Origin of the sequence: Hyphomicrobium sp. NDB2Meth4, from assembly GCF_900117445.1 — a bacterium.
Lineage (GTDB): Bacteria > Pseudomonadota > Alphaproteobacteria > Rhizobiales > Hyphomicrobiaceae > Hyphomicrobium_A.
In genome coordinates, this window is sequence record NZ_FPEJ01000001.1 from 1,148,908 (window position 1) to 1,165,699 (window position 16,792).

A 16,792-nucleotide genomic window follows, 5' to 3' on the forward strand; every position below is an offset into this window, starting at 1 on the left:
GAACACGACGCCATCCGCCAATCAATCGGCACTAGCCGTCAGTCTGCGCTGCGCGACTTGCCCGACCAGTCGACGTTGAGCGTCGCGAACATCACGATGGCCAGCATCACGAAGCCGGCAATGGCGCCTGCCATCAGCGCATAGTCTTCCAGCTGCAGGATCATGTAGAGCAGGCCGTATAGCACCGCGAGGACGCCCGCCATGATCAGGCCTTTGCCGAAGCTCTGCTGAACCTTTGCCACGTACAGCGAGATCAGCCCGCCCGTCGCCAGGGCCGCTACCAGATACGCTGCAAGAAAGCCGACCTGCTCGGCAAACGACAACAGAAGCACATAGAAGAACGTCATCGCCAGTCCGACGAACAAGTACTGCACCGGATGCACGCTCCGTCCCGAAGCGATCTCCAGCAGGAATACAGCCATGAACGCCGTCGCCAGGAACATCAGCGCGTACTTCGCTGCTCGCGTCACCAGCTGGTAGAAGTCGACCGGCACGAAAAAGCGCACGCCGAAAGCATAAGAACGCATTCGCTCGAGCGGCTGCTCGGCAAGGCTCCAGGACTGCGGCACGCTGCGCGCAAGATGCGGAATGTTCCACCGCGCAGCAAACTCCGCTGGATTGAGTACGCGATCGTTCGGCAGAAACGCGCCCATGAAGCTTGGATCGCGCCAGTCCGACGAGAGTTCAACGATGGTTTGCCGTGCGACCGGTGCAAACGTCAGCTCGGACGATCCATTGAGCGCCAGCGAAAACTTGAAGTCGAACCCGCGCATGCCGCCAGCGCCCGTCGCTGCGGCACCGCCATTCTCGAATAGCGCCTTTGCCGGTGCCAGCCTCACATGGATGCCGTTGCCCTGCATGGCTGGCACGCCGATGCTCGGCTCGAAGTTGAGATTATCGCTGCCATCGATTGTCAGTGCTGCGGTTCGTTTCAGCCCGGCGACGTCGCTGATGGCAACGGCCAGCACCGCATCGGACCAGCGCACTGCCTGAATGTCGGCAGCCACTTCGGACATGTCGGGCGCTGCGAAGCTGCCGGCGAAATCGAGCAGCCCCGTATAGACGGCCACATCGTAGATCGAGCGGTGCAGCACCTTCGTCGCCGCCTTGCCGCTGATCTTCAGTGTCTGCGGCTGAAACACCGCGCGCCGCTCCACGATCTCCTCGACGCGCTTATCGGCTTCCCCCGTAACGCGCTTGACGGTGTACGGCACGACCAGCAGCGGGCCGTCGATATATTGCGGACCGCCCCATTCGTTGGCGACGCCGCGACGCACCTCTTCGGCGCGGTGTTCTCGTTCGCTGACGAGACCCCACACGAGCAGCAGCGGGATCGTCATGATGAGTATCAGTCCGCAGATCAGGAAGAACTTGAAGGCGGGGCTGCTGAACAACCTCTGGACGGCTGCGGACAGGCTTTCCACGAGAAGTCTCCACGACAATCGATGCCGCGGAGACAACCGCACCTGGGTGGCGCGAACAAGTCAGCAATTGGACGATAATTCCGGGAAATTCCCGAAGCGCGCCTTGTGTCAGGCGCTCGCCGCACGCACGGTTGGCACGCGCTCGTCCGTCCACACTTTGAACGTCTTGAGCGTGTGCGGCCCGAACGTGTTGAGCAGCGCTACGTCGGTGGCATCGCGTCCGCGAGCCACGACGATACGACCAACGCGAGGCTTGTTGTGCCGCGCGTCGAACGTGTACCAGCGGTCGCCCAGATACACCTCGGTCCACGCGCTGAAGTCCATCGGCGCCGGATCGGCCGGCACGCCGATGTCGCCGAGGTATCCATTGACGTAGCGCGCAGGAATGTTGAGGCACCTGCAGAACGTGATCATCAGGTGGGCGAAGTCACGGCACACGCCCTTCTTCTCTTCGAAGGCCTCGAGTGCCGTTCGCGTCGCCCGCGCATGCTGGTATCCGAACGTGATGTGCCCGTGCACGAAGTCGCAGATGGCCTGCACGCGTGCCCAGCCCGGCTTCATGCCGCCGAACATGTCCCACGCAACCTGACTCAAACGGTCGGTCTCGCAATAACGGCTGCCCAGCAGGTACGTCAGCACTTGATTGGGGAGGGCGTCGACGGGCACTTCCTGCGCGGTCGGGTTGACGGCGTCAGGAGCCCCGCTGTCGACGATGGTGCCGTCCAGCGTAAGGCTGATCTCACCCGCTGGCACCATCAAACGGCGGCACTGATTGCCGAAGCCATCGACAAAAGTGTGCGCTTGTGTCGCCGGCTCCGACTGAAAAGGGGCCTCGAAGTTTATATCGGCTCTGCGCTCGGGATGAACGTCGAGCAAGCAGATCAAAGGGGTCGCACGTGGGACCGAGATAGCGATCTCGAAGCCGTAATTGATGAGCATATGAGCAAATCCTCTCGCGAAGGAACAACGCACTTCACGCCGGCGGAGTTCCTGCGTGACTTCGCGCAAGTAGGCGCCCACCGAAGCCGGCGGGCTGACATCAAAAGACGGAATGAGCGGCAGTTCATTACTGTAATGATAGCACTGCCGACCGCTTGAAGCACCGTGCAAAGCGCTTCGATCGAGCGCTAAAGGCGGGCAGTCTGCCGCCTGAATCGGCATCATTCGCTCAGACATAAAGGTTGACAGTCCATCTCCCGTGTCGCAAATTTCTGTCATGACAGAAATTACAGCAAGGGATGACTTCATGCCCGGGCCGGTGGAGCGCTTCGTCGTCCACTGGGGTGAAATGGGCGCAAACTGGGGCGTGAATCGCTCGGTCGCGCAAATTCACGCGCTCCTCTACCTCAGCGAGACGCCCCTGACGGCCGAGGATATTTCCGAGCGCCTCGGCATGGCCCGCTCCAACGTTTCCACCAGTCTGCGCGAGCTGCTGTCCTGGAATCTTATTCGCCGTGTGCACGCGATGGGCGACCGGCGCGACTTCTACGAAGCGGAAGCCGACGTTTTCGAGATGGTCCGGCGCATCGCCCAGGCCCGCAAGACTCGCGAGATTGATCCTGCCATCGCCGTGCTGCGAACCTGTTTGGCCGATGCAAAGAACGACACCGCAGTAGGGCCGGGCGTGCGCAAACGCCTCGCCTCCATGCTCGATTTCACCGAAACCGTAGACCGCAGCTTCGGCGAACTCATTCGCCTGCCCGCGCCGACGCTGATGTCTCTGATCCGTATGGGCGGAACCGTCGCTCGCTTCGTCGGCAAGGCATCCCGCAAGCCGCCGCGCCAAAACCGAACCTGAATTTTCGATCATCAATTTATGAATGAGGATGATATGCCGTGTCCGCGTTTCCGCAATCCAGCCCGCCCAATGAGCTGCCAGCCGCGTTAGTCGCGTCACCTGACAGGCAAGTCGCCATCGACGATATCCGCTTCCGCACTCTTCTCGGCGAAGAGGCATGGGCGCAGCTTCCCGAAGCGGTGCGTCGGCGCTTCTCCAAGCGCCTCGCGCCGGGCCAAACCATCATCTACGCGGGTGAAGTCGAAGCCACTTCCCTGTCGTGGGCTGGGCGCCTTCTGTCATTCCTCGCCCGCGCCGTCGGAGCGCCCCTGCCGCTGACGAGCGGCGCCACAGGACCGGCACTCGTCATCGTCAGCGAGGACGAGCGTCTTGGCGGCCAATGCTGGTTGCGGATCTATAATCGCCCCGGCCGCTTTCCGCAGGCGATCCACTCGGCAAAGCGCTTTCGTGGCCCGACTGGCCTTGAGGAGTATGTCGGCCGCGGCATCGGCATGGAGCTGCGCGTCACCGTCGAAGGCGAGGCGCTTGTTTTTCGCTCGGCACGCTATTTCCTCGCGCTGGGCGACCGGCGCCTGCCCATTCCGCGCCTCTTCTCCCCCGGCCAAATGACTATCGAGCACCGCGACTTGGGCGCCGGCAGCTTCGCCTTTTCGCTTGAGTTGACCAACGCCGTCTTCGGCCGGCTGGTTTGGCAACTGGCGCGCTTCCGCGACGCGTAAGGCCTCGCGCATTGCACGTAGCATCGCTATGATCGCACCATGACTCGACGAACTGTCCGTACGATCTGGGTCCTCACGGGCCTTTGTCTTATTGCCGGTGTAGTTGCGAGCGCGGCCATCTGGCTCGGCGCTCCCGATCAGCCATGGCAGCGTGCCGTCCAGGAACTCTCGACGCTGCTCGATGTCGTCGCGCTGCTCTTGTGGATGGGCATCTTCGCCATCTACTGGGCGCGCCGTCAGCGCCGTCCCTGAAAACGCAGCGCGCCGGGACACCCCGCGGGCCCCGGCGCGCTTCTCGACAACGCGATCCCGAGAGACGGGAGGACCGCGTCAGGCATTCAGTCCACCGGGAAGGCGACTTTGAAATCGACTACTTCCGGTTGGGCGGGCGCTGCTTCGCCTTCGATTGGGCGCGAGCGCACCTTCTGCGAATAGTCCACCTCGCAAAGCTCCATCGTGCCGCTGGCGGGCTGTTCTTCGTCCTTTGAACCCCAGATGTAGGGCATGCCGCCCGCCGATACGGCCTGGGTCTCGGATCCGACCTCGACCTCTTCGACCATGCAGCGGATCCGCAAGTCGTAGCGGATGCGCGAAACCTTGGCGCCGTTCTTACGGGCTTCGGCCATCACGCGATCGGTTTCTGCTCTGATCTGCGCCAGCGCAGCGCGCGCCGCAGCACTCTTCTGGGCTCTTTCGTCCGCCACGGCCGGAGCTTGTGCTCTGCCCGTTGCGTCATCGACCACGGTCCACTGGTAACTGCCCGGTTCTGCTAGATCGGGCTCAACTGCACGCCACGCATTACTTGTCTGCGGCAATTCCTCGGCATTCGCTGGAAGCGATGCCAGCAGAAATGCAAAAGCAAGACAAAACGCTTTCAATTTACCACCTCTTTACATTCGACGGCGACCCCAATTTGCTAGCATGGCAGCATCTGGGCAACCAATGAGCTCGAATGCGTTTTGCCCGCTATGCACATGCTCCCCTGAAACTGTGCATCCCGCCGAAATAATTCTTTGTCGCGGTATCTGCACCTCGAAATTTCTGATCGACGCTCATAAACAAATCACGTATTGGCAAGGTATTAACCAGGATCGGCTCAGAGTCTGGTGGGATTTAGGATCGCAAGGGGAACAGCAATGACCGAGGCATTGAAGCTGGTCGCGAGCGAATACGCAGCCGCATGCCGCGACACCGTCGAAAGCGTGGCGCGGTCGCACGACCGCCATTGGTGGGCAGGCGTCGGCCTTTATCTTTGGTCGGCATTTCTGCTCGGAAATGTCATCGGCGAAGTCTGGCGCCTCGTCGGCGTGCCGGTCGCCTGAGGTCACGACAAAAGCTCCCGGGGCTTTAGCGCTTTTCAACGCGAGTTTGCGCGGCAACCGAAATTGCCACGCAAATTCGCGTTTTTTCGTGTGCGGCTGAAATCTAGTGATTGCCTTCCAGGCGCCGTGAAATCGCATCGATCTCAGCGTTGAGCTGGAACAGCCGATCGCGATTTTCGATATAGTCGTGGCGCCGGGCATCGCGTTCAGCCGCAGTCGGTTCGCGATCGAGACGCTCAAACCGGTTGAGGATGTACTCGCACTGCCGTTCGACGGCCATGGCTTCGTCTTTGAGGCGTTCGCATGCCATCAGCCATTCGAGAGATTGCGTATTCAGCATCGACTGACCTCCGCGTAATACGACTGAGGCATTTTGTGGTCAGCCGGGATCGGCGAGCCAGCGGCACACCTGCCTTATCCCCGTTATCCGCTGGGTGCTCGTCTTACCGCGCCGGCAGCGTGGTGCTGGCGCAACTCTCTGCATGGGCCGAAGCCGAGACCCAGTTGCCGTATGGCGACGTGGCAGAAAGGCGAAGTCGCGGTATCGGCGAAAGCGGGCCAAGAGTAAGCGCTCCGCGCGCTAAAATGCGGGCAGAGCACGCATGAAGATGCGCGGGCTGTTGGACGCTAAGCGCGGCAACCCTGGATTGGGATCATCGTAACAGACGTGCGATCGGCATACTTGTTCATCGCGCCCGTCGCCGCATCTACGCCCAGCCCGATGACGCCGCCTGCGATCACGTTGCCGGCCGCCATCCCCTCCGTATAGGACGGGATCATAGCAACGCTGTCCTGGAAGCAAGCCTTCCGGCAGGTCACGGCTATGTTGTGCTGGCTCTTATCGAGCTCGATCGTGGCAGGCGTCACGACGCTGCGCGATCCGATCCCCGGCGAAGAAAGCTCACAGCTGGCTCCCGGCGCGCCGGGCGTATCAATCGCCACCATTTGGGTTGTGCCTTTGACGATCGTGGCGCACCCGGCAATGACAATGAGTGAAAAGAAAAGGATCAAAAAACGCATGACAATCGGCCCCCACCGACGCCCGAAGTTATGCGCAATGCAATGCTCCTCCTAGCCCTAAGTGGCAACACTCGCGTATCGATCGTCCACCCTTTTGGTTGCGCTTCGCGGTTGTAGCGCGGGGGCATGAGAGCTGAGAGGGGGGTGCGCAAGTGCAGTCAGAGCCTCCACACCGATGCCGACCCCGCCCGGTGCTGGCGCAACTCGCCCGTTTCGGCGACTTTTGGTCCAGCCTGCGTGCGCGGCCCGACGCGGGCCTTGTCAGGCTCGCGCGTTTCTCTTAAGAGCACCGTTCCGAACTTCCCGGGCCGGTTTGCCATCAGCCACGAGGCATCGCCTCGGCCCGGAATTGCGGGTTTGGAGAGGTGGCTGAGTGGCTGAAAGCACCGCACTCGAAATGCGGCATACTCGCAAGGGTATCGTGGGTTCAAATCCCACCCTCTCCGCCACCCCGGACCAGGGCGCCTGCCTCCGCCGTTACGGCAGCGCGAACACCGTCAGCACCCCGCCGAGCGCCGTGTAGTTCGATAGCGCCAGATTTAGGCCCACCGCGCCCGAGCCGTCATCCGGGCTCGACAATCCCGCTGCAAGTCCGATCCCCGCCCAGCCTCCGACCCCCGACAACACGGCAACGTACTGCTTGCCGTTGTGCTCGTAGGTCATCGGATTGCCAACGATCCCGGACGGCGTCTTGAAGCGATAGAGCTCGCGCCCCGTGCGGGCATCCAAGGCTTTGAGATACCCCTCGAGCGTGCCGTAAAACACCACGCCCCCCGCCGTTGCCAGCGCCCCCGACCACACCGAGAACCGCTCCGGCACCGACCACATGATCTTCCCGTTGGTGGCATCCCAGGCGATGAAGTTGCCGAGATTGGCGTCACCAGGCGCCGGCGTCATCGTCAGCGTCGCTCCGACGTACGGCTGACCGGCCGTGTAAGACACGTGAAACGGCTCATAGCTCATGCACGTGTGATTGGTCGGCACGTAGAACAGCTGCGTTTGCGGTGAGAACGCCGCCGGTTGCTGGTTCTTGGCTCCGAGCGCCGATGGGCAGATGCCTTCCGTTACCGTGTCTTCACCGCCCGCTTCCGGACTGAAGGCCTGGGCCCGCTGCGGCTTCCCCGTCGCCAGATCGACGCCGCTCGCCCAGTTGACGCTTGGATCGAACTTCTCCGCCACCAGCAATTCGCCGCTCACGCGGTCGAGCGTATAGCCGAACCCGTTACGGTCGAAATGCACCAGCGCCTGCCGCAGCGCGCCGCCGACCGGAATGTCGGCGAGGATCATCTCGTTGATGCCGTCGTAATCCCACTCATCGTGCGGCGTCATCTGATAGACCCAGTTGGCAACGCCGGTTTCAGCCGAGCGCGCGAAGATCGTATCGGTCCATTTGTTGTCGCCCGGGCGCTGGATCGGGTTCCAGGTGCCCGGATTGCCCGTGCCATAATAGATGAGGTCGAGCTTCGGATCGTACGTGATCCAGCCCCACGTCGGGCCACCGCCTGTCTTCCATTCCTCGCCCTCCCAGCTCTTGAGCGACGAGTTCTCGCCCACCGGCTTGCCGAGTTCGGTCGTCTTTTGCGGGTCGATCAGCATCGCCGCGTCCGGCCCCGCCGACGCCGCCGACCACAGCGGCTTTCCGTCGGAGAGCCGATAGGCGGACAACCGCCCGAGCGCGCCGTATTCGCCACCGCCGATGCCGACGATCACCTTGTCCTTCACGATGAGCGGTGCGCCCGTCATCGTCTCGCCGAGCTTGGGATCGCCGTTTTTCGCCGCCCACACCACCGCGCCGGTCTCGGCGTCGAGTGCCACAAGCGTTGCATCGGCCTGGGCCAGCAGGATCTTGCCATCACCATAGCCGAGTCCGCGGCTGACCGTGTCGCAGCACATCACCGCCGCTACCGAAGCGTCCTGCCGTGGCTCGTACTTCCACAGGATGCGCCCCTCGTGATCGAGATCGAGTGCATAGACGATGTTTGGAAACGGCGTATGCACGTACATCACGCCACCGACCACCAGCGGCGCACCCTCGTGCCCGCGCAGCACGCCGGTCGAGAAGCTCCACACCGGCTGCAGCTCGTGCACGTTGTCGGCAGTGATCTCATTCAGCGTGCTGAAGCGCTGGCCGGAATAGCTTCCCGCGGCTGTCACCCAGCTCCGCGCATCGCCGAGCCGCTTTTCGAGGTCGTCATTGGCTGCAGCCGAAGCCTGCAGACCGAATGTCAGCACCGCCAGTGCGATGCAGGTGCGCAGCAGGTTTGCCATGCGCCGCGTTTAGCACCGCGCGCGCCCCCTCACGCTGCGGCAGTCGGCAGCACGCGGCGGCCGCTTTCCGTTAACGGTCTGGACTGGCGCGCAGATTCCCAATTCCCGCAGCTGGCGAGTTGCCCCGGGAGGCAGAGTGCGATAGCGAGTACCGCATAATTATCCCGCCCATTCCTTCCATCATCTCACCAGCGAGCGCCGATCCATGAAGCTTGTGCGTTTTGGCCAGCCCGGCAGCGAGAAGCCCGGGCTCATCGACAGCCAGGGCAACATCCGTGACCTCTCCGCCCACGTGAACGACTTCGCCGGCGCTGCGCTCTCGCCCGCCTCGCTCGACAAGCTGCGCGCCATCGATCCGGCGAGCCTGCCGCTCGTCCCGGAAGGTGTGCGCATCGGCGCCCCTGTCGCCGGCACCCGCAACTTCATCGCCATTGGCCTCAACTACGCCGATCACGCCAAGGAGACGAACCAGGAGATTCCGGCCGAGCCGATCCTCTTCAACAAGGCGCCCAACTGCATCGTCGGACCCAACGACGACATCATGTACCCCAAGGACGCGCGCCACATGGACTGGGAGGTGGAGATCGCCTTCGTCGTCGGCACCAGGGCGCGCTACGTCGAAGAGAAGGATGCCATGGCGCACATCGCCGGCTTCTGCCTCTGCAACGATGTCTCTGAGCGCCGCTTTCAGGTGAAGCACGCCGGCCAGTGGGTGAAGGGCAAGTCCGCGGAGACCTTCGGCCCGCTCGGCCCGTTCCTCGCAACGCCCGACGAGATCGCCGACGTGCAGAACCTCGCCATGTCGCTCGACGTCAACGGCGAGCGCAAGCAAACCGGCTCCACGGCGACGATGATCTTCTCGATTCCGTTCCTGCTCGCCTACATCTCGCGCTTCATGGTCCTCGACCCCGGCGACGTGGTGACCACCGGCACCCCGCCCGGCGTCGGCTCCGCCAAGAAGCCGCCTGAGTACCTGAAAGCGGGCGATGAGCTTTTGCTTCGCGTCGAAGGCCTCGGCGAGCAGCGCTCCAAGGTCATCCCCTTCCAGCCCTAGTTTTTCTGTCATCCCGGGCAAGCGAGGCGACAGACGAGCGCCGACCCGGGACCCAGCGTGTCTCGTCAGCATGGCAGCTCCGCTGCCATGCTCAGGCGCCAAGGGCGCCCGCGCCGTCGCTCCGATCGCCCGAGCGTCTCGGCGAGGGCGTGAATCGACAGCGCAATAGTGGCGCGGACCTCAACTTGCGCAACGCCAGCCGTAGGCAAAGCTTCCCGCGGCTCGTGTCACCCAGACCTAATAAGCCTGCTGCACCTTCGCCTTGTGCTGCTCGGAGCGCATCATCTTGCGTGTGCGGCTCCAAGCTTCCTCATCGAGGTTGTTTGCAGCCTCTACGCTCTGCTTCTCCAAATCGCTCAGGCCCTTGATCGACGACGTCGCCGCGGGCGCTGCCCCGGAGGAATAGGTATCGCGCGACCGCTTCAGGTACAGCGCGTTGTCCTCCAGAACTTTGCGCGCTCCGGTGATGTCGCCCTTGTCGCGCAGCTCGACCGCCTTCTCGCTCTGTTCGGTCGCTATCTGCTGTGTCACCTGGCTCATCACCGTCTTGTTGAGGCTGTCGTCGATCTCCTTCGCATTGCTAGAAAAGCGCACCGTCGGCTTGGCCTCCGCCTCGGCCGCCTTGCCGCTGTCGAGATCGGTGTACGTCACGCGCACGTCGGCAACGTCCGCCGCACCTTCTCCGTGCGTATCCGCGCCTTCCATCTCGATCACGACATAGCGCTCGTTCGCCGCCTGAAGCTGGTTCAGCTTCAACGTCACCTTGTCACCCTCGATGCTGCCGTCGCGGCCGAGGATGCGCTTGGGCGTGAATCCGCTCTTGCACTCGATGATGATCGTGATGTCGCGCGCCGAAACCGCCAGCGCATCGCCGAATTCACGATCGAAGATTTCAGCCAAGTCGCTCGGCCGCTCGACGAACGCGTGATTTCCGTCAGATGCAGCCGCCAGCCGCTGCATCAGGTCCTCGTTGTAGTCGAGGCCAAGCCCGATCGTCGAAACCGAGATGCCCTTTGAAGCGAGTTTGCGGCCTAGCTTGGCGAGATCGCTCGGCTGCGACGGCCCGACATTCGCAAGCCCATCCGAAAGCAGCACCACGCGATTGACGCCGTTCTCCGACAGGTATTCTTCGACCTGCCGCCCGCCTTCCTCGACGCCTGCATAAAGCGCCGTCGTCCCGCTGGCCTCCAGCTTGTCGATCGCCGCGTTGAGCCGCTCAGGATCGCGCAACGGCGCCGCGGCCGAGAGCACGTCGACATTGTGGTTGTAGGCAACGAGCGCGATCTTGTCGTCGGAGGAAAGGCGCTTCAGCGCCACCCGTGCGCCCTCCTGCGCGGCCTCGATCCGCTGTCCCTGCATCGATCCGGACCGGTCGATGACGATGGCCGCGTTGATCGGCGTGCGCCGTCCGCGCTTCTCGGCCGCAAGGCCTTTGAGGCTCAAGCGCAGGTAGACCGTTCCGGGCTTGCTGGCGGCAATTACGCTTTGGCCGAGTTCGGCATCGATTTTCACTTCGCCTGCCCGCGCACTCATCAGCGGAGCGGCCAGCGCAATGGTGAGCGCCGCGTATCGCATTATCGACATCGCAATATCTCCTCGCCTTTGAAAATGTGCGCGCAACTTAAATCGCGCGCGCGGCGGAAGCGGGCAGGTGCGATGGCGAAACGGGGTCGATGCAATGGCCGAAAAAAGTAGAGCGCCCCGCATTGCTCATCCGCAACAGGGGGCGCTCCGACGTCCTTTGTAGTGCGTTACTGCAGCATCGGGGTCGAACCGGCCGCGACGCGCGCTTCTGCATGCTGTGCCGCCGTGATGCTCGTGCCGAGGCGGCGCCAGGCGGCTTCATCTGAACGCGAGTTCGCCTGGAAGGCCTCGAACAGCGCCCGCGAGATGTCCAGCAGCGACTGCTGATCCGCGGTGAGCGCGCCGCCACCTGCATCCGGCTCCAGCTTTTCGACGATATCGCGCAGCACCAATTCAAACGGACCGTTCGGCAGCAGCATCAGCACCGGCCAATGCTGGTCCAGCTCCTGGTATGCGTCGTCCAGCATCTGCCGCTCCCAGCTCGAATGCGGCTGCAGCGTGCTCTTGATCATCGAATAGGCTTCATCGAACGAAAGCCGTGCCTCGTCGTCCCGCGTGCGCAACAGCGCGTCGAGCGATGCGTGCGCCCGGCGTGCGCGATTGAAGGCTTCATTCGCCGCAATCGCCGCCATGTGCGCGCTGCCCGAAACCCGCTCCCATGCTTCCGGCCTCAGGTTGAGCGCCGCCAGCAGCTGTTCCAGGAAATTGTTGCGAATGGCCTTGGTCGTCTCCTCGTTCGCAACAGGCTTGTGCTCCAGCGCCCGCGTCGGCTCGGTCAGTTGCTCCAAAGACTGCGTCCGCTGCGTAAGCGATCCGCCGAAGCTCGCGCGCTGCGTCGCAGCCCCGTTTGTTAGGCGTGGCGCGCCGTAGTCGGCCGTCAGCGTGCGCGCCCGGATGCGCGCCAGAGTCTTGTAGAGATCCTTGTGGATCCAGAACTCGTCAGCACCTTTTCCGCGCCGCTGCACCCTCCCGAGCGTTGCGCCCGCGTTCAGCGTCGAACGCACCGTACGTCGGTGTTCGTCGATCACTTCGCCGAGGTTGATCTCCGCCGTGAACCCGCGATCCTCATCGATCGGGTGCATGTAGTGCAGCACCGTGTCGGCGTTCTCGTTGATGTTCGGCAGCAGCGCGACGCCGACGAGCTTCTCCAGCTCCGCGATATCGACGTTCGACTTGTCCGCCTCGAACGAGCGCTTCGACACGATCGACAGGAACTCGTAGAGCTCCGCCCGTACCAGGTACCGCCCGGCCGCCTCGTCGTACTCGACGGCGTTGATAGTGGACCCCGCATTGAGCACGCCGATGACCCGCTGCGCCGTGTGCGGATCGAGCCGCTCCGGACGCACCTCGGCCATGAAGCCCGACGCATTGGTGATAGGTCGCATCGCGTTGAGCGTCGCCTGGGCGTTCTCGAACGTGTCTGGAAGCAGCGCATTCTCGACGATCGCTTCAAGCTGCTGCGAGTTGCGACCCTTCGGCGAAGGCACGTCCGCCAGCGGCGAGCGCACAGCGTTCGCCCCGAACAGGCCCGTCATGAAGATCAGCGAGTCGATGCCGATGGCAATCGCCAGCGCCAGATATGCAAGCCGGTTACCGTCCTGGAACGCGTTCCACGACACCACGAAGCGATGGGCCTTGTCGTCGCGGTTCATCTCGGCGAACGAGATCTTGGTGCGCAGCTCGTCCGTCTGCTTGCTCGGCAGTCCGCTGTCAGAAAGGCACTTTACCGCAAAGCCGAACAGCGCATCCGTGGAGCGCTGTGCCGCTAGCTTGTCGCCACCGACGCAATTCGCATTGAACGTTTTGGTGCCGCTCTGCAGCGTGAACAACGATGCCGCCGCTTCCGTCGCCTGTTTGGGATCGCAGTCGATGCCCGACACCTTCGACTTCGTCACATCGGCCGAGTACATCGCGCTGTAGAGCTGCGAGCAGCGCTGCTGCACCTCGGCCAGCCGCTCAGCGGTCGGCGCCTGCCGGAACTCGGCCCGCGCCGTCTCGAACGCGGGCAGCATGCGGCCCGGATCGATCCGCTGGCTCGTGTCCTCGGCGCTCGTGTTCTGCTGCGTCATCTGAATGCGCTGCGACGCGGTCTCTTCCTCGCCCTTGTATTTGGCGAGTTCACCGTCGACGACTGCCAGCTCGCGCTTGATCTGCGAGATGCGCGTTTCCGCCGTGTCGAGCCGCTTCTTGGCATCTTTGACGCGGTCGTCCTGGATCTTGTAGGCGGCCTGCATCTTGCCGAGGTCGCCCATGATCTGCCGATAGACCGGCCCGCGCCCTTCCTTCAGCGTACCTTCGACACCCTTGCTCTCGGCCATCGCCTCGACGCGCTTGGCATCGATCGCCTTTGCACGATTATCCAGCTCCGATTTCGTTGAGGCGTAGTCCGCCGCCAGCGTCGAGCGGTCGGCTTCGAGGCGCGCCAGCTCGTCCGTCAGCGACGTCTTCTTGCCGGCAAGGCCCGCCTGCCCGCTCTGAGCCGTGGTGATACGCTCCTGCTGCTCCTTGATGGCGCGGTTGCGCAATTCGATCTGGTCGTTGAAGTACTTCTCGATTTCGCCGGTTGAGCTTTGCGCCGCCGAGGCGAGCTGGTCGAGCTGGCCCTCGTAGGCATGCCAGCCCTCGCTCTGGAACAGCGCCGACGTCTGCTCCAGCTCCTGCTTGGCGATCGTGTCGCCGATGTCCGCGATGATGCCGGAAACCTGGTTCGTCGCGCGCAGCTCCGAGACGCGCTCACGCTGCTCCTTCGGGAACACCACGTTGAAGCGGCTGTCGAACGAGAAGAACACCGATGTCGACATGCAGGCGAGGAACATCACCCACAGCATCGAGTTCTTCGCCATGATGCGGAGCGCCTGGGCATACGGCGCGACGATATCGGTGCGCGCGAACACTGTAATGAGACCGAGCACGCCGAACAACAGTCCGCCCGCGGCCAGCGCCTGGATCCAGTAATCGGCCTCGATGCCGTGCTTCCACTGGTAGAACGAGACGGCCGCGGTCAGCAGCACAACGGCAAGACCGATTACCACCACCAGAGGCGCCGTCACCCGCGCGTAGCCGCCGCGCGGCACCGAGCTCATGCCGGTGGCAAAACTCTCGCCGATCAGCCACGCCACGATCAGCATCACGCCGTGAATGCCGAAGGTGAACATCAAAGACAGCACCGGTTCGCCAGTGAAATTCGTCATGCCGTCCCAGGTGGTCCAGCCGCCGGCCAGCGACAGCACGATCGCTGCCGTTCCCAGCATCGCGAGCTGCCAGTTCGAGAAGAAGACGTCCTCGATCACCCGCCACAGCCGCGGGCCCACCTTGAACAAGGCGATCAGCGCGGCGATCACCAGCACGCCGAGAAGGATGTTGCGCGCGTATGCGGCCGGGTTGGCCATCACCGCGTCGAAAGTCTGATTCACGTCCATCTGCATATCCCGCTCAACCGGCCGGTGCCGGACAATCCGTCGCCGCATCGCTTCGTTGCGGCGCAAAGGTCACGCGACGATGCAGGATGACCACAGCTCCTGGCCACTTCGGGGCAGGATTGCGGCGATCCCATGCACTTGGATGTTGTTACGGGTGTCCGAGTGGCCGGGACGTCCAGCGCGCGCTCTAGCGAGATTTGGGCAGAGGCCGATGTAAATGCAAGCGTAACGTTAATTTGGGCACTTCGCGCCCAACTGCGAGTAGGTTTTGGGTATGGGGCGAGCGATCGCGTCAGACCGCTTCGAAAAGTGCGGCAATGCCCATGCCGCCCGCCACGCCAAGCGTCGCAATGCCCAGCGAGGGGCCTTTGCTCTCGCCGCGCGCCATCCGCGTGAACAGCCGCGTCACCAGCACCGAGCTTGCCGCCGCGAACGGGTGTCCGCGTGCGATCGCCCCGCCGTCGGCGTTGACGATGTCCTCGTCCAGTTCGAGGGTCCGCACCAGCGCGATGGCCTGCGCCGCCGAGGACTCGCTGATCTCGATCGCGCCGATGTCGGATGCCTTGTAGCCGCGGTATCCGGCCTTCAACTTCCTCATCGCTTCGATCGGCGCCGCAGCCTCGTCATCAGGCGAGGTGCCGCGCGTCGCGTGCGCCAGTAGCCGCAGGCCCCGTGGCTTGCCGAGTGATGACCATACCTCGTGCGAGACGACGACCGCGACCGCAGCTCCATCGTGCAGCGTCGAGGTATTGCCCGGCGTCAGCGTTCCATCCGGCGGAAGATAGGGGGCCAGTTGCGCCAAGTCCTTGAAGTCCGGCGCCGACGAGCTTTGATCGCGCGCCTCCTCCGGATTGGAGCGGATCGGCGCTATCTCACCGACGAAGCGCTTCTTCTCGCGCGCTTGTTCCGCCTTGAGATAGGACCGCAAAGTGTAAGCGTCCTGATCGGCGCGGCTGATGCCGAGGCGCGCTGCAAGCGCTTCGCTCGATTCAAGATGCAACGGCCCGTCGCGCTCTTCTGCGGCACCGGGGTCGTAGCTCAGGAAGCGCGGAAGCTGCTGCAGGCTACGCGGCTTGGCGACACGCCAGGGTGCCATCGAGATCGCCTCCGCGCCGCCGGCAACGATGGCGCGGGATTCTCCGAGAGATATCGACCGGGCGGCGGCGACTATTGCATCGAGACCCGAGCCACATTGCCGGTCGATCGTCGCCGCTGGCGTGATCTCGGGCAGCCCGGCAGCCAGTGCGATCAGCCGGGCCGGATTGCCGCCCTCCGAAGCGTTGCCGACGATCAACTCGTCGACCTGCCCCGGATCGACACCGCTATCTTGCAGTGCAACGCCGATCAGCGGAGCGCAAAGCTCTTCCAGGCGCCGGCTTTTGTGCAGTCCACCGATGCGACCGATGGCTGTCCGCCGTGCCGCGATAATATACGCGGATTGAGAAGGCATATTTTCTATTTGGGGCTCTCGGAGATTGAATACGTTAGAGAGCGAACGATGGCGCCCCATCGGCGCCGGCTCCCGACTTCCTTCCGGTACTGCTAGCAACCACATGAAGTTGGCGGAAAAGGGATCACTATCGGGTAGGTTTATGATCCCTTTCCCGCATGCCTCCTATGCTCGCGAAAGCCGGTGGTATAGAGTAACTGCAAATAGAAACGCTCGGGATGAAGCGATGACCGAGGCCACCGCCAAACAGCAGACGCTGTCGACGACCCAGGCAGAGCGCAAACTGGCGAAAGCCGTCGAACGAGCTAACCAGGCATTCACCGAGAAGAACCTGCGCTTCACCAAGCTTCGCCAGGACGTCTTCGAGGAGATCGCCGCGACGCACGCTTCGATCGGCGCTTACGATATCCTCGCCAAGCTGGCCGAGAAGGGCACGCGTCTTGCGCCCATCTCCGTCTACCGCGCCATCGACGCCCTTCTCGAAGCCGGCGTCATCCATCGCCTCGAGAGCAAGAACGCCTTCTTCGCCTGCCGGCGCATGGACCATCGCACCGGCCGCCGCCCGATCTTTCTCTCCTGCGAGAAGTGCAATGCCGTGCAGGAGGTTGACTCCGAGGGCATCTTCGACACCATCGACCGCCTGGCGCGCGAGGCTTCGTTCCACCCACGCGTGAAGTTCGTCGAAGTGTCGGGCTTGTGCCGCAACTGCGAGTCTAAGAAGGACTGATCCACCG

At 63.2% G+C, this 16,792-nt stretch carries 15 protein-coding genes and 1 tRNA gene; 7 read left to right on the plus strand and 9 right to left on the minus strand.

Features of this window, described 5'->3' with window-relative positions; genetic code table 11:
* Nucleotides 1-38: 38 nt before the first annotated feature.
* On the minus strand, nucleotides 39-1,424 hold the full coding sequence (gene creD / locus NDB2M4_RS05485; RefSeq protein ID WP_171988028.1) for a cell envelope integrity protein CreD: 1,386 nt from the start codon (nucleotides 1,422-1,424) through the stop codon (nucleotides 39-41).
* Between the two features lie 108 nt (nucleotides 1,425-1,532).
* Nucleotides 1,533-2,363, minus strand: a complete 831-nt coding sequence (locus tag NDB2M4_RS05490) for a transglutaminase-like domain-containing protein (protein WP_072371126.1) — start codon at nucleotides 2,361-2,363, stop codon at nucleotides 1,533-1,535.
* A gap of 277 nt (nucleotides 2,364-2,640) precedes the next feature.
* On the opposite strand from NDB2M4_RS05490, the gene NDB2M4_RS05495 reads away from it, so the two are divergent.
* From NDB2M4_RS05495 to NDB2M4_RS05505, 3 genes are all read left to right on the plus strand, one after another.
* Nucleotides 2,641-3,222: a GbsR/MarR family transcriptional regulator gene (locus NDB2M4_RS05495; RefSeq protein WP_072371129.1), complete on the plus strand. Its 582-nt coding sequence runs from the start codon at nucleotides 2,641-2,643 to the stop codon at nucleotides 3,220-3,222.
* Nucleotides 3,223-3,296: 74 nt separating this feature from the next.
* Nucleotides 3,297-3,941: a DUF4166 domain-containing protein gene (locus NDB2M4_RS05500; RefSeq protein WP_072371908.1), complete on the plus strand. Its 645-nt coding sequence runs from the start codon at nucleotides 3,297-3,299 to the stop codon at nucleotides 3,939-3,941.
* A 39-nt stretch (nucleotides 3,942-3,980) separates the two neighbouring features.
* Nucleotides 3,981-4,193: a hypothetical protein gene (locus tag NDB2M4_RS05505; protein ID WP_072371132.1), complete on the plus strand. Its 213-nt coding sequence runs from the start codon at nucleotides 3,981-3,983 to the stop codon at nucleotides 4,191-4,193.
* A gap of 86 nt (nucleotides 4,194-4,279) precedes the next feature.
* Here NDB2M4_RS05505 and NDB2M4_RS05510 read toward each other — a convergent pair whose 3' ends face one another.
* On the minus strand, nucleotides 4,280-4,645 hold the full coding sequence (locus tag NDB2M4_RS05510; protein WP_139247090.1) for a hypothetical protein: 366 nt from the start codon (nucleotides 4,643-4,645) through the stop codon (nucleotides 4,280-4,282).
* Nucleotides 4,646-5,077: 432 nt separating this feature from the next.
* Between NDB2M4_RS05510 and NDB2M4_RS05515 the strand changes: the two genes are divergently transcribed.
* The gene (locus NDB2M4_RS05515) at nucleotides 5,078-5,263 is read left to right on the plus strand and encodes a hypothetical protein (RefSeq protein ID WP_072371139.1); all 186 of its coding nucleotides are present in this window, start codon (nucleotides 5,078-5,080) and stop codon (nucleotides 5,261-5,263) included.
* A gap of 103 nt (nucleotides 5,264-5,366) precedes the next feature.
* Here NDB2M4_RS05515 and NDB2M4_RS05520 read toward each other — a convergent pair whose 3' ends face one another.
* Nucleotides 5,367-5,603: a hypothetical protein gene (locus NDB2M4_RS05520; RefSeq protein ID WP_072371142.1), complete on the minus strand. Its 237-nt coding sequence runs from the start codon at nucleotides 5,601-5,603 to the stop codon at nucleotides 5,367-5,369.
* A 287-nt stretch (nucleotides 5,604-5,890) separates the two neighbouring features.
* On the minus strand, nucleotides 5,891-6,283 hold the full coding sequence (locus tag NDB2M4_RS05525) for a hypothetical protein (RefSeq protein WP_072371145.1): 393 nt from the start codon (nucleotides 6,281-6,283) through the stop codon (nucleotides 5,891-5,893).
* Between the two features lie 359 nt (nucleotides 6,284-6,642).
* Between NDB2M4_RS05525 and NDB2M4_RS05530 the strand changes: the two genes are divergently transcribed.
* A tRNA-Ser gene (locus NDB2M4_RS05530) sits at nucleotides 6,643-6,732 on the plus strand.
* A 28-nt stretch (nucleotides 6,733-6,760) separates the two neighbouring features.
* Here NDB2M4_RS05530 and NDB2M4_RS05535 read toward each other — a convergent pair.
* The gene (locus NDB2M4_RS05535) at nucleotides 6,761-8,551 is read right to left on the minus strand and encodes a methanol/ethanol family PQQ-dependent dehydrogenase (protein ID WP_072371148.1); all 1,791 of its coding nucleotides are present in this window, start codon (nucleotides 8,549-8,551) and stop codon (nucleotides 6,761-6,763) included.
* A 205-nt stretch (nucleotides 8,552-8,756) separates the two neighbouring features.
* On the opposite strand from NDB2M4_RS05535, the gene NDB2M4_RS05540 reads away from it, so the two are divergent.
* Nucleotides 8,757-9,605 (plus strand): fumarylacetoacetate hydrolase family protein, encoded by an 849-nt coding sequence (locus NDB2M4_RS05540; protein WP_072371151.1) that lies wholly within the window; start codon nucleotides 8,757-8,759, stop codon nucleotides 9,603-9,605.
* Between the two features lie 237 nt (nucleotides 9,606-9,842).
* Here the strand turns inward: NDB2M4_RS05540 and NDB2M4_RS05545 are convergent, their stop codons facing one another.
* From NDB2M4_RS05545 to NDB2M4_RS05555, 3 genes are all read right to left on the minus strand, one after another.
* Nucleotides 9,843-11,189, minus strand: coding sequence for a vWA domain-containing protein (locus NDB2M4_RS05545; RefSeq protein ID WP_072371154.1), 1,347 nt, complete (start codon nucleotides 11,187-11,189; stop codon nucleotides 9,843-9,845).
* Nucleotides 11,190-11,356: 167 nt separating this feature from the next.
* Nucleotides 11,357-14,608 carry a hypothetical protein gene (locus NDB2M4_RS05550; protein ID WP_072371157.1) on the minus strand — a complete coding sequence of 1,084 codons (3,252 nt, stop codon included), beginning with the start codon at nucleotides 14,606-14,608 and terminating at the stop codon, nucleotides 11,357-11,359.
* Nucleotides 14,609-14,900: 292 nt separating this feature from the next.
* The gene (locus NDB2M4_RS05555; protein ID WP_083555822.1) at nucleotides 14,901-16,163 is read right to left on the minus strand and encodes an acetyl-CoA C-acyltransferase; all 1,263 of its coding nucleotides are present in this window, start codon (nucleotides 16,161-16,163) and stop codon (nucleotides 14,901-14,903) included.
* A 121-nt stretch (nucleotides 16,164-16,284) separates the two neighbouring features.
* On the opposite strand from NDB2M4_RS05555, the gene NDB2M4_RS05560 reads away from it, so the two are divergent.
* The gene (locus NDB2M4_RS05560) at nucleotides 16,285-16,785 is read left to right on the plus strand and encodes a transcriptional repressor (protein WP_072371163.1); all 501 of its coding nucleotides are present in this window, start codon (nucleotides 16,285-16,287) and stop codon (nucleotides 16,783-16,785) included.
* Nucleotides 16,786-16,792: the final 7 nt, after the last annotated feature.

Excerpts from the sequence above, each read along its gene's own strand:
- NDB2M4_RS05525 (WP_072371145.1), bottom strand. The coding sequence starts at position 6,283 with ATGCGTTTTTTGATCCTTTTCTTTTCACTCATTGTCATTGCCGGGTGC.
- NDB2M4_RS05555 (WP_083555822.1), bottom strand. The coding sequence starts at position 16,163 with ATGTGGTTGCTAGCAGTACCGGAAGGAAGTCGGGAGCCGGCGCCGATG.
- NDB2M4_RS05495 (WP_072371129.1), top strand. The coding sequence starts at position 2,641 with ATGACAGAAATTACAGCAAGGGATGACTTCATGCCCGGGCCGGTGGAG.
- NDB2M4_RS05505 (WP_072371132.1), top strand. The coding sequence starts at position 3,981 with ATGACTCGACGAACTGTCCGTACGATCTGGGTCCTCACGGGCCTTTGT.
- NDB2M4_RS05540 (WP_072371151.1), top strand. The coding sequence starts at position 8,757 with ATGAAGCTTGTGCGTTTTGGCCAGCCCGGCAGCGAGAAGCCCGGGCTC.
- NDB2M4_RS05515 (WP_072371139.1), top strand. The coding sequence starts at position 5,078 with ATGACCGAGGCATTGAAGCTGGTCGCGAGCGAATACGCAGCCGCATGC.
- NDB2M4_RS05550 (WP_072371157.1), bottom strand. The coding sequence starts at position 14,608 with ATGGACGTGAATCAGACTTTCGACGCGGTGATGGCCAACCCGGCCGCA.
- NDB2M4_RS05520 (WP_072371142.1), bottom strand. The coding sequence starts at position 5,603 with ATGCTGAATACGCAATCTCTCGAATGGCTGATGGCATGCGAACGCCTC.
- NDB2M4_RS05535 (WP_072371148.1), bottom strand. The coding sequence starts at position 8,551 with ATGGCAAACCTGCTGCGCACCTGCATCGCACTGGCGGTGCTGACATTC.
- NDB2M4_RS05560 (WP_072371163.1), top strand. The coding sequence starts at position 16,285 with ATGACCGAGGCCACCGCCAAACAGCAGACGCTGTCGACGACCCAGGCA.
- NDB2M4_RS05490 (WP_072371126.1), bottom strand. The coding sequence starts at position 2,363 with ATGCTCATCAATTACGGCTTCGAGATCGCTATCTCGGTCCCACGTGCG.
- NDB2M4_RS05545 (WP_072371154.1), bottom strand. The coding sequence starts at position 11,189 with ATGTCGATAATGCGATACGCGGCGCTCACCATTGCGCTGGCCGCTCCG.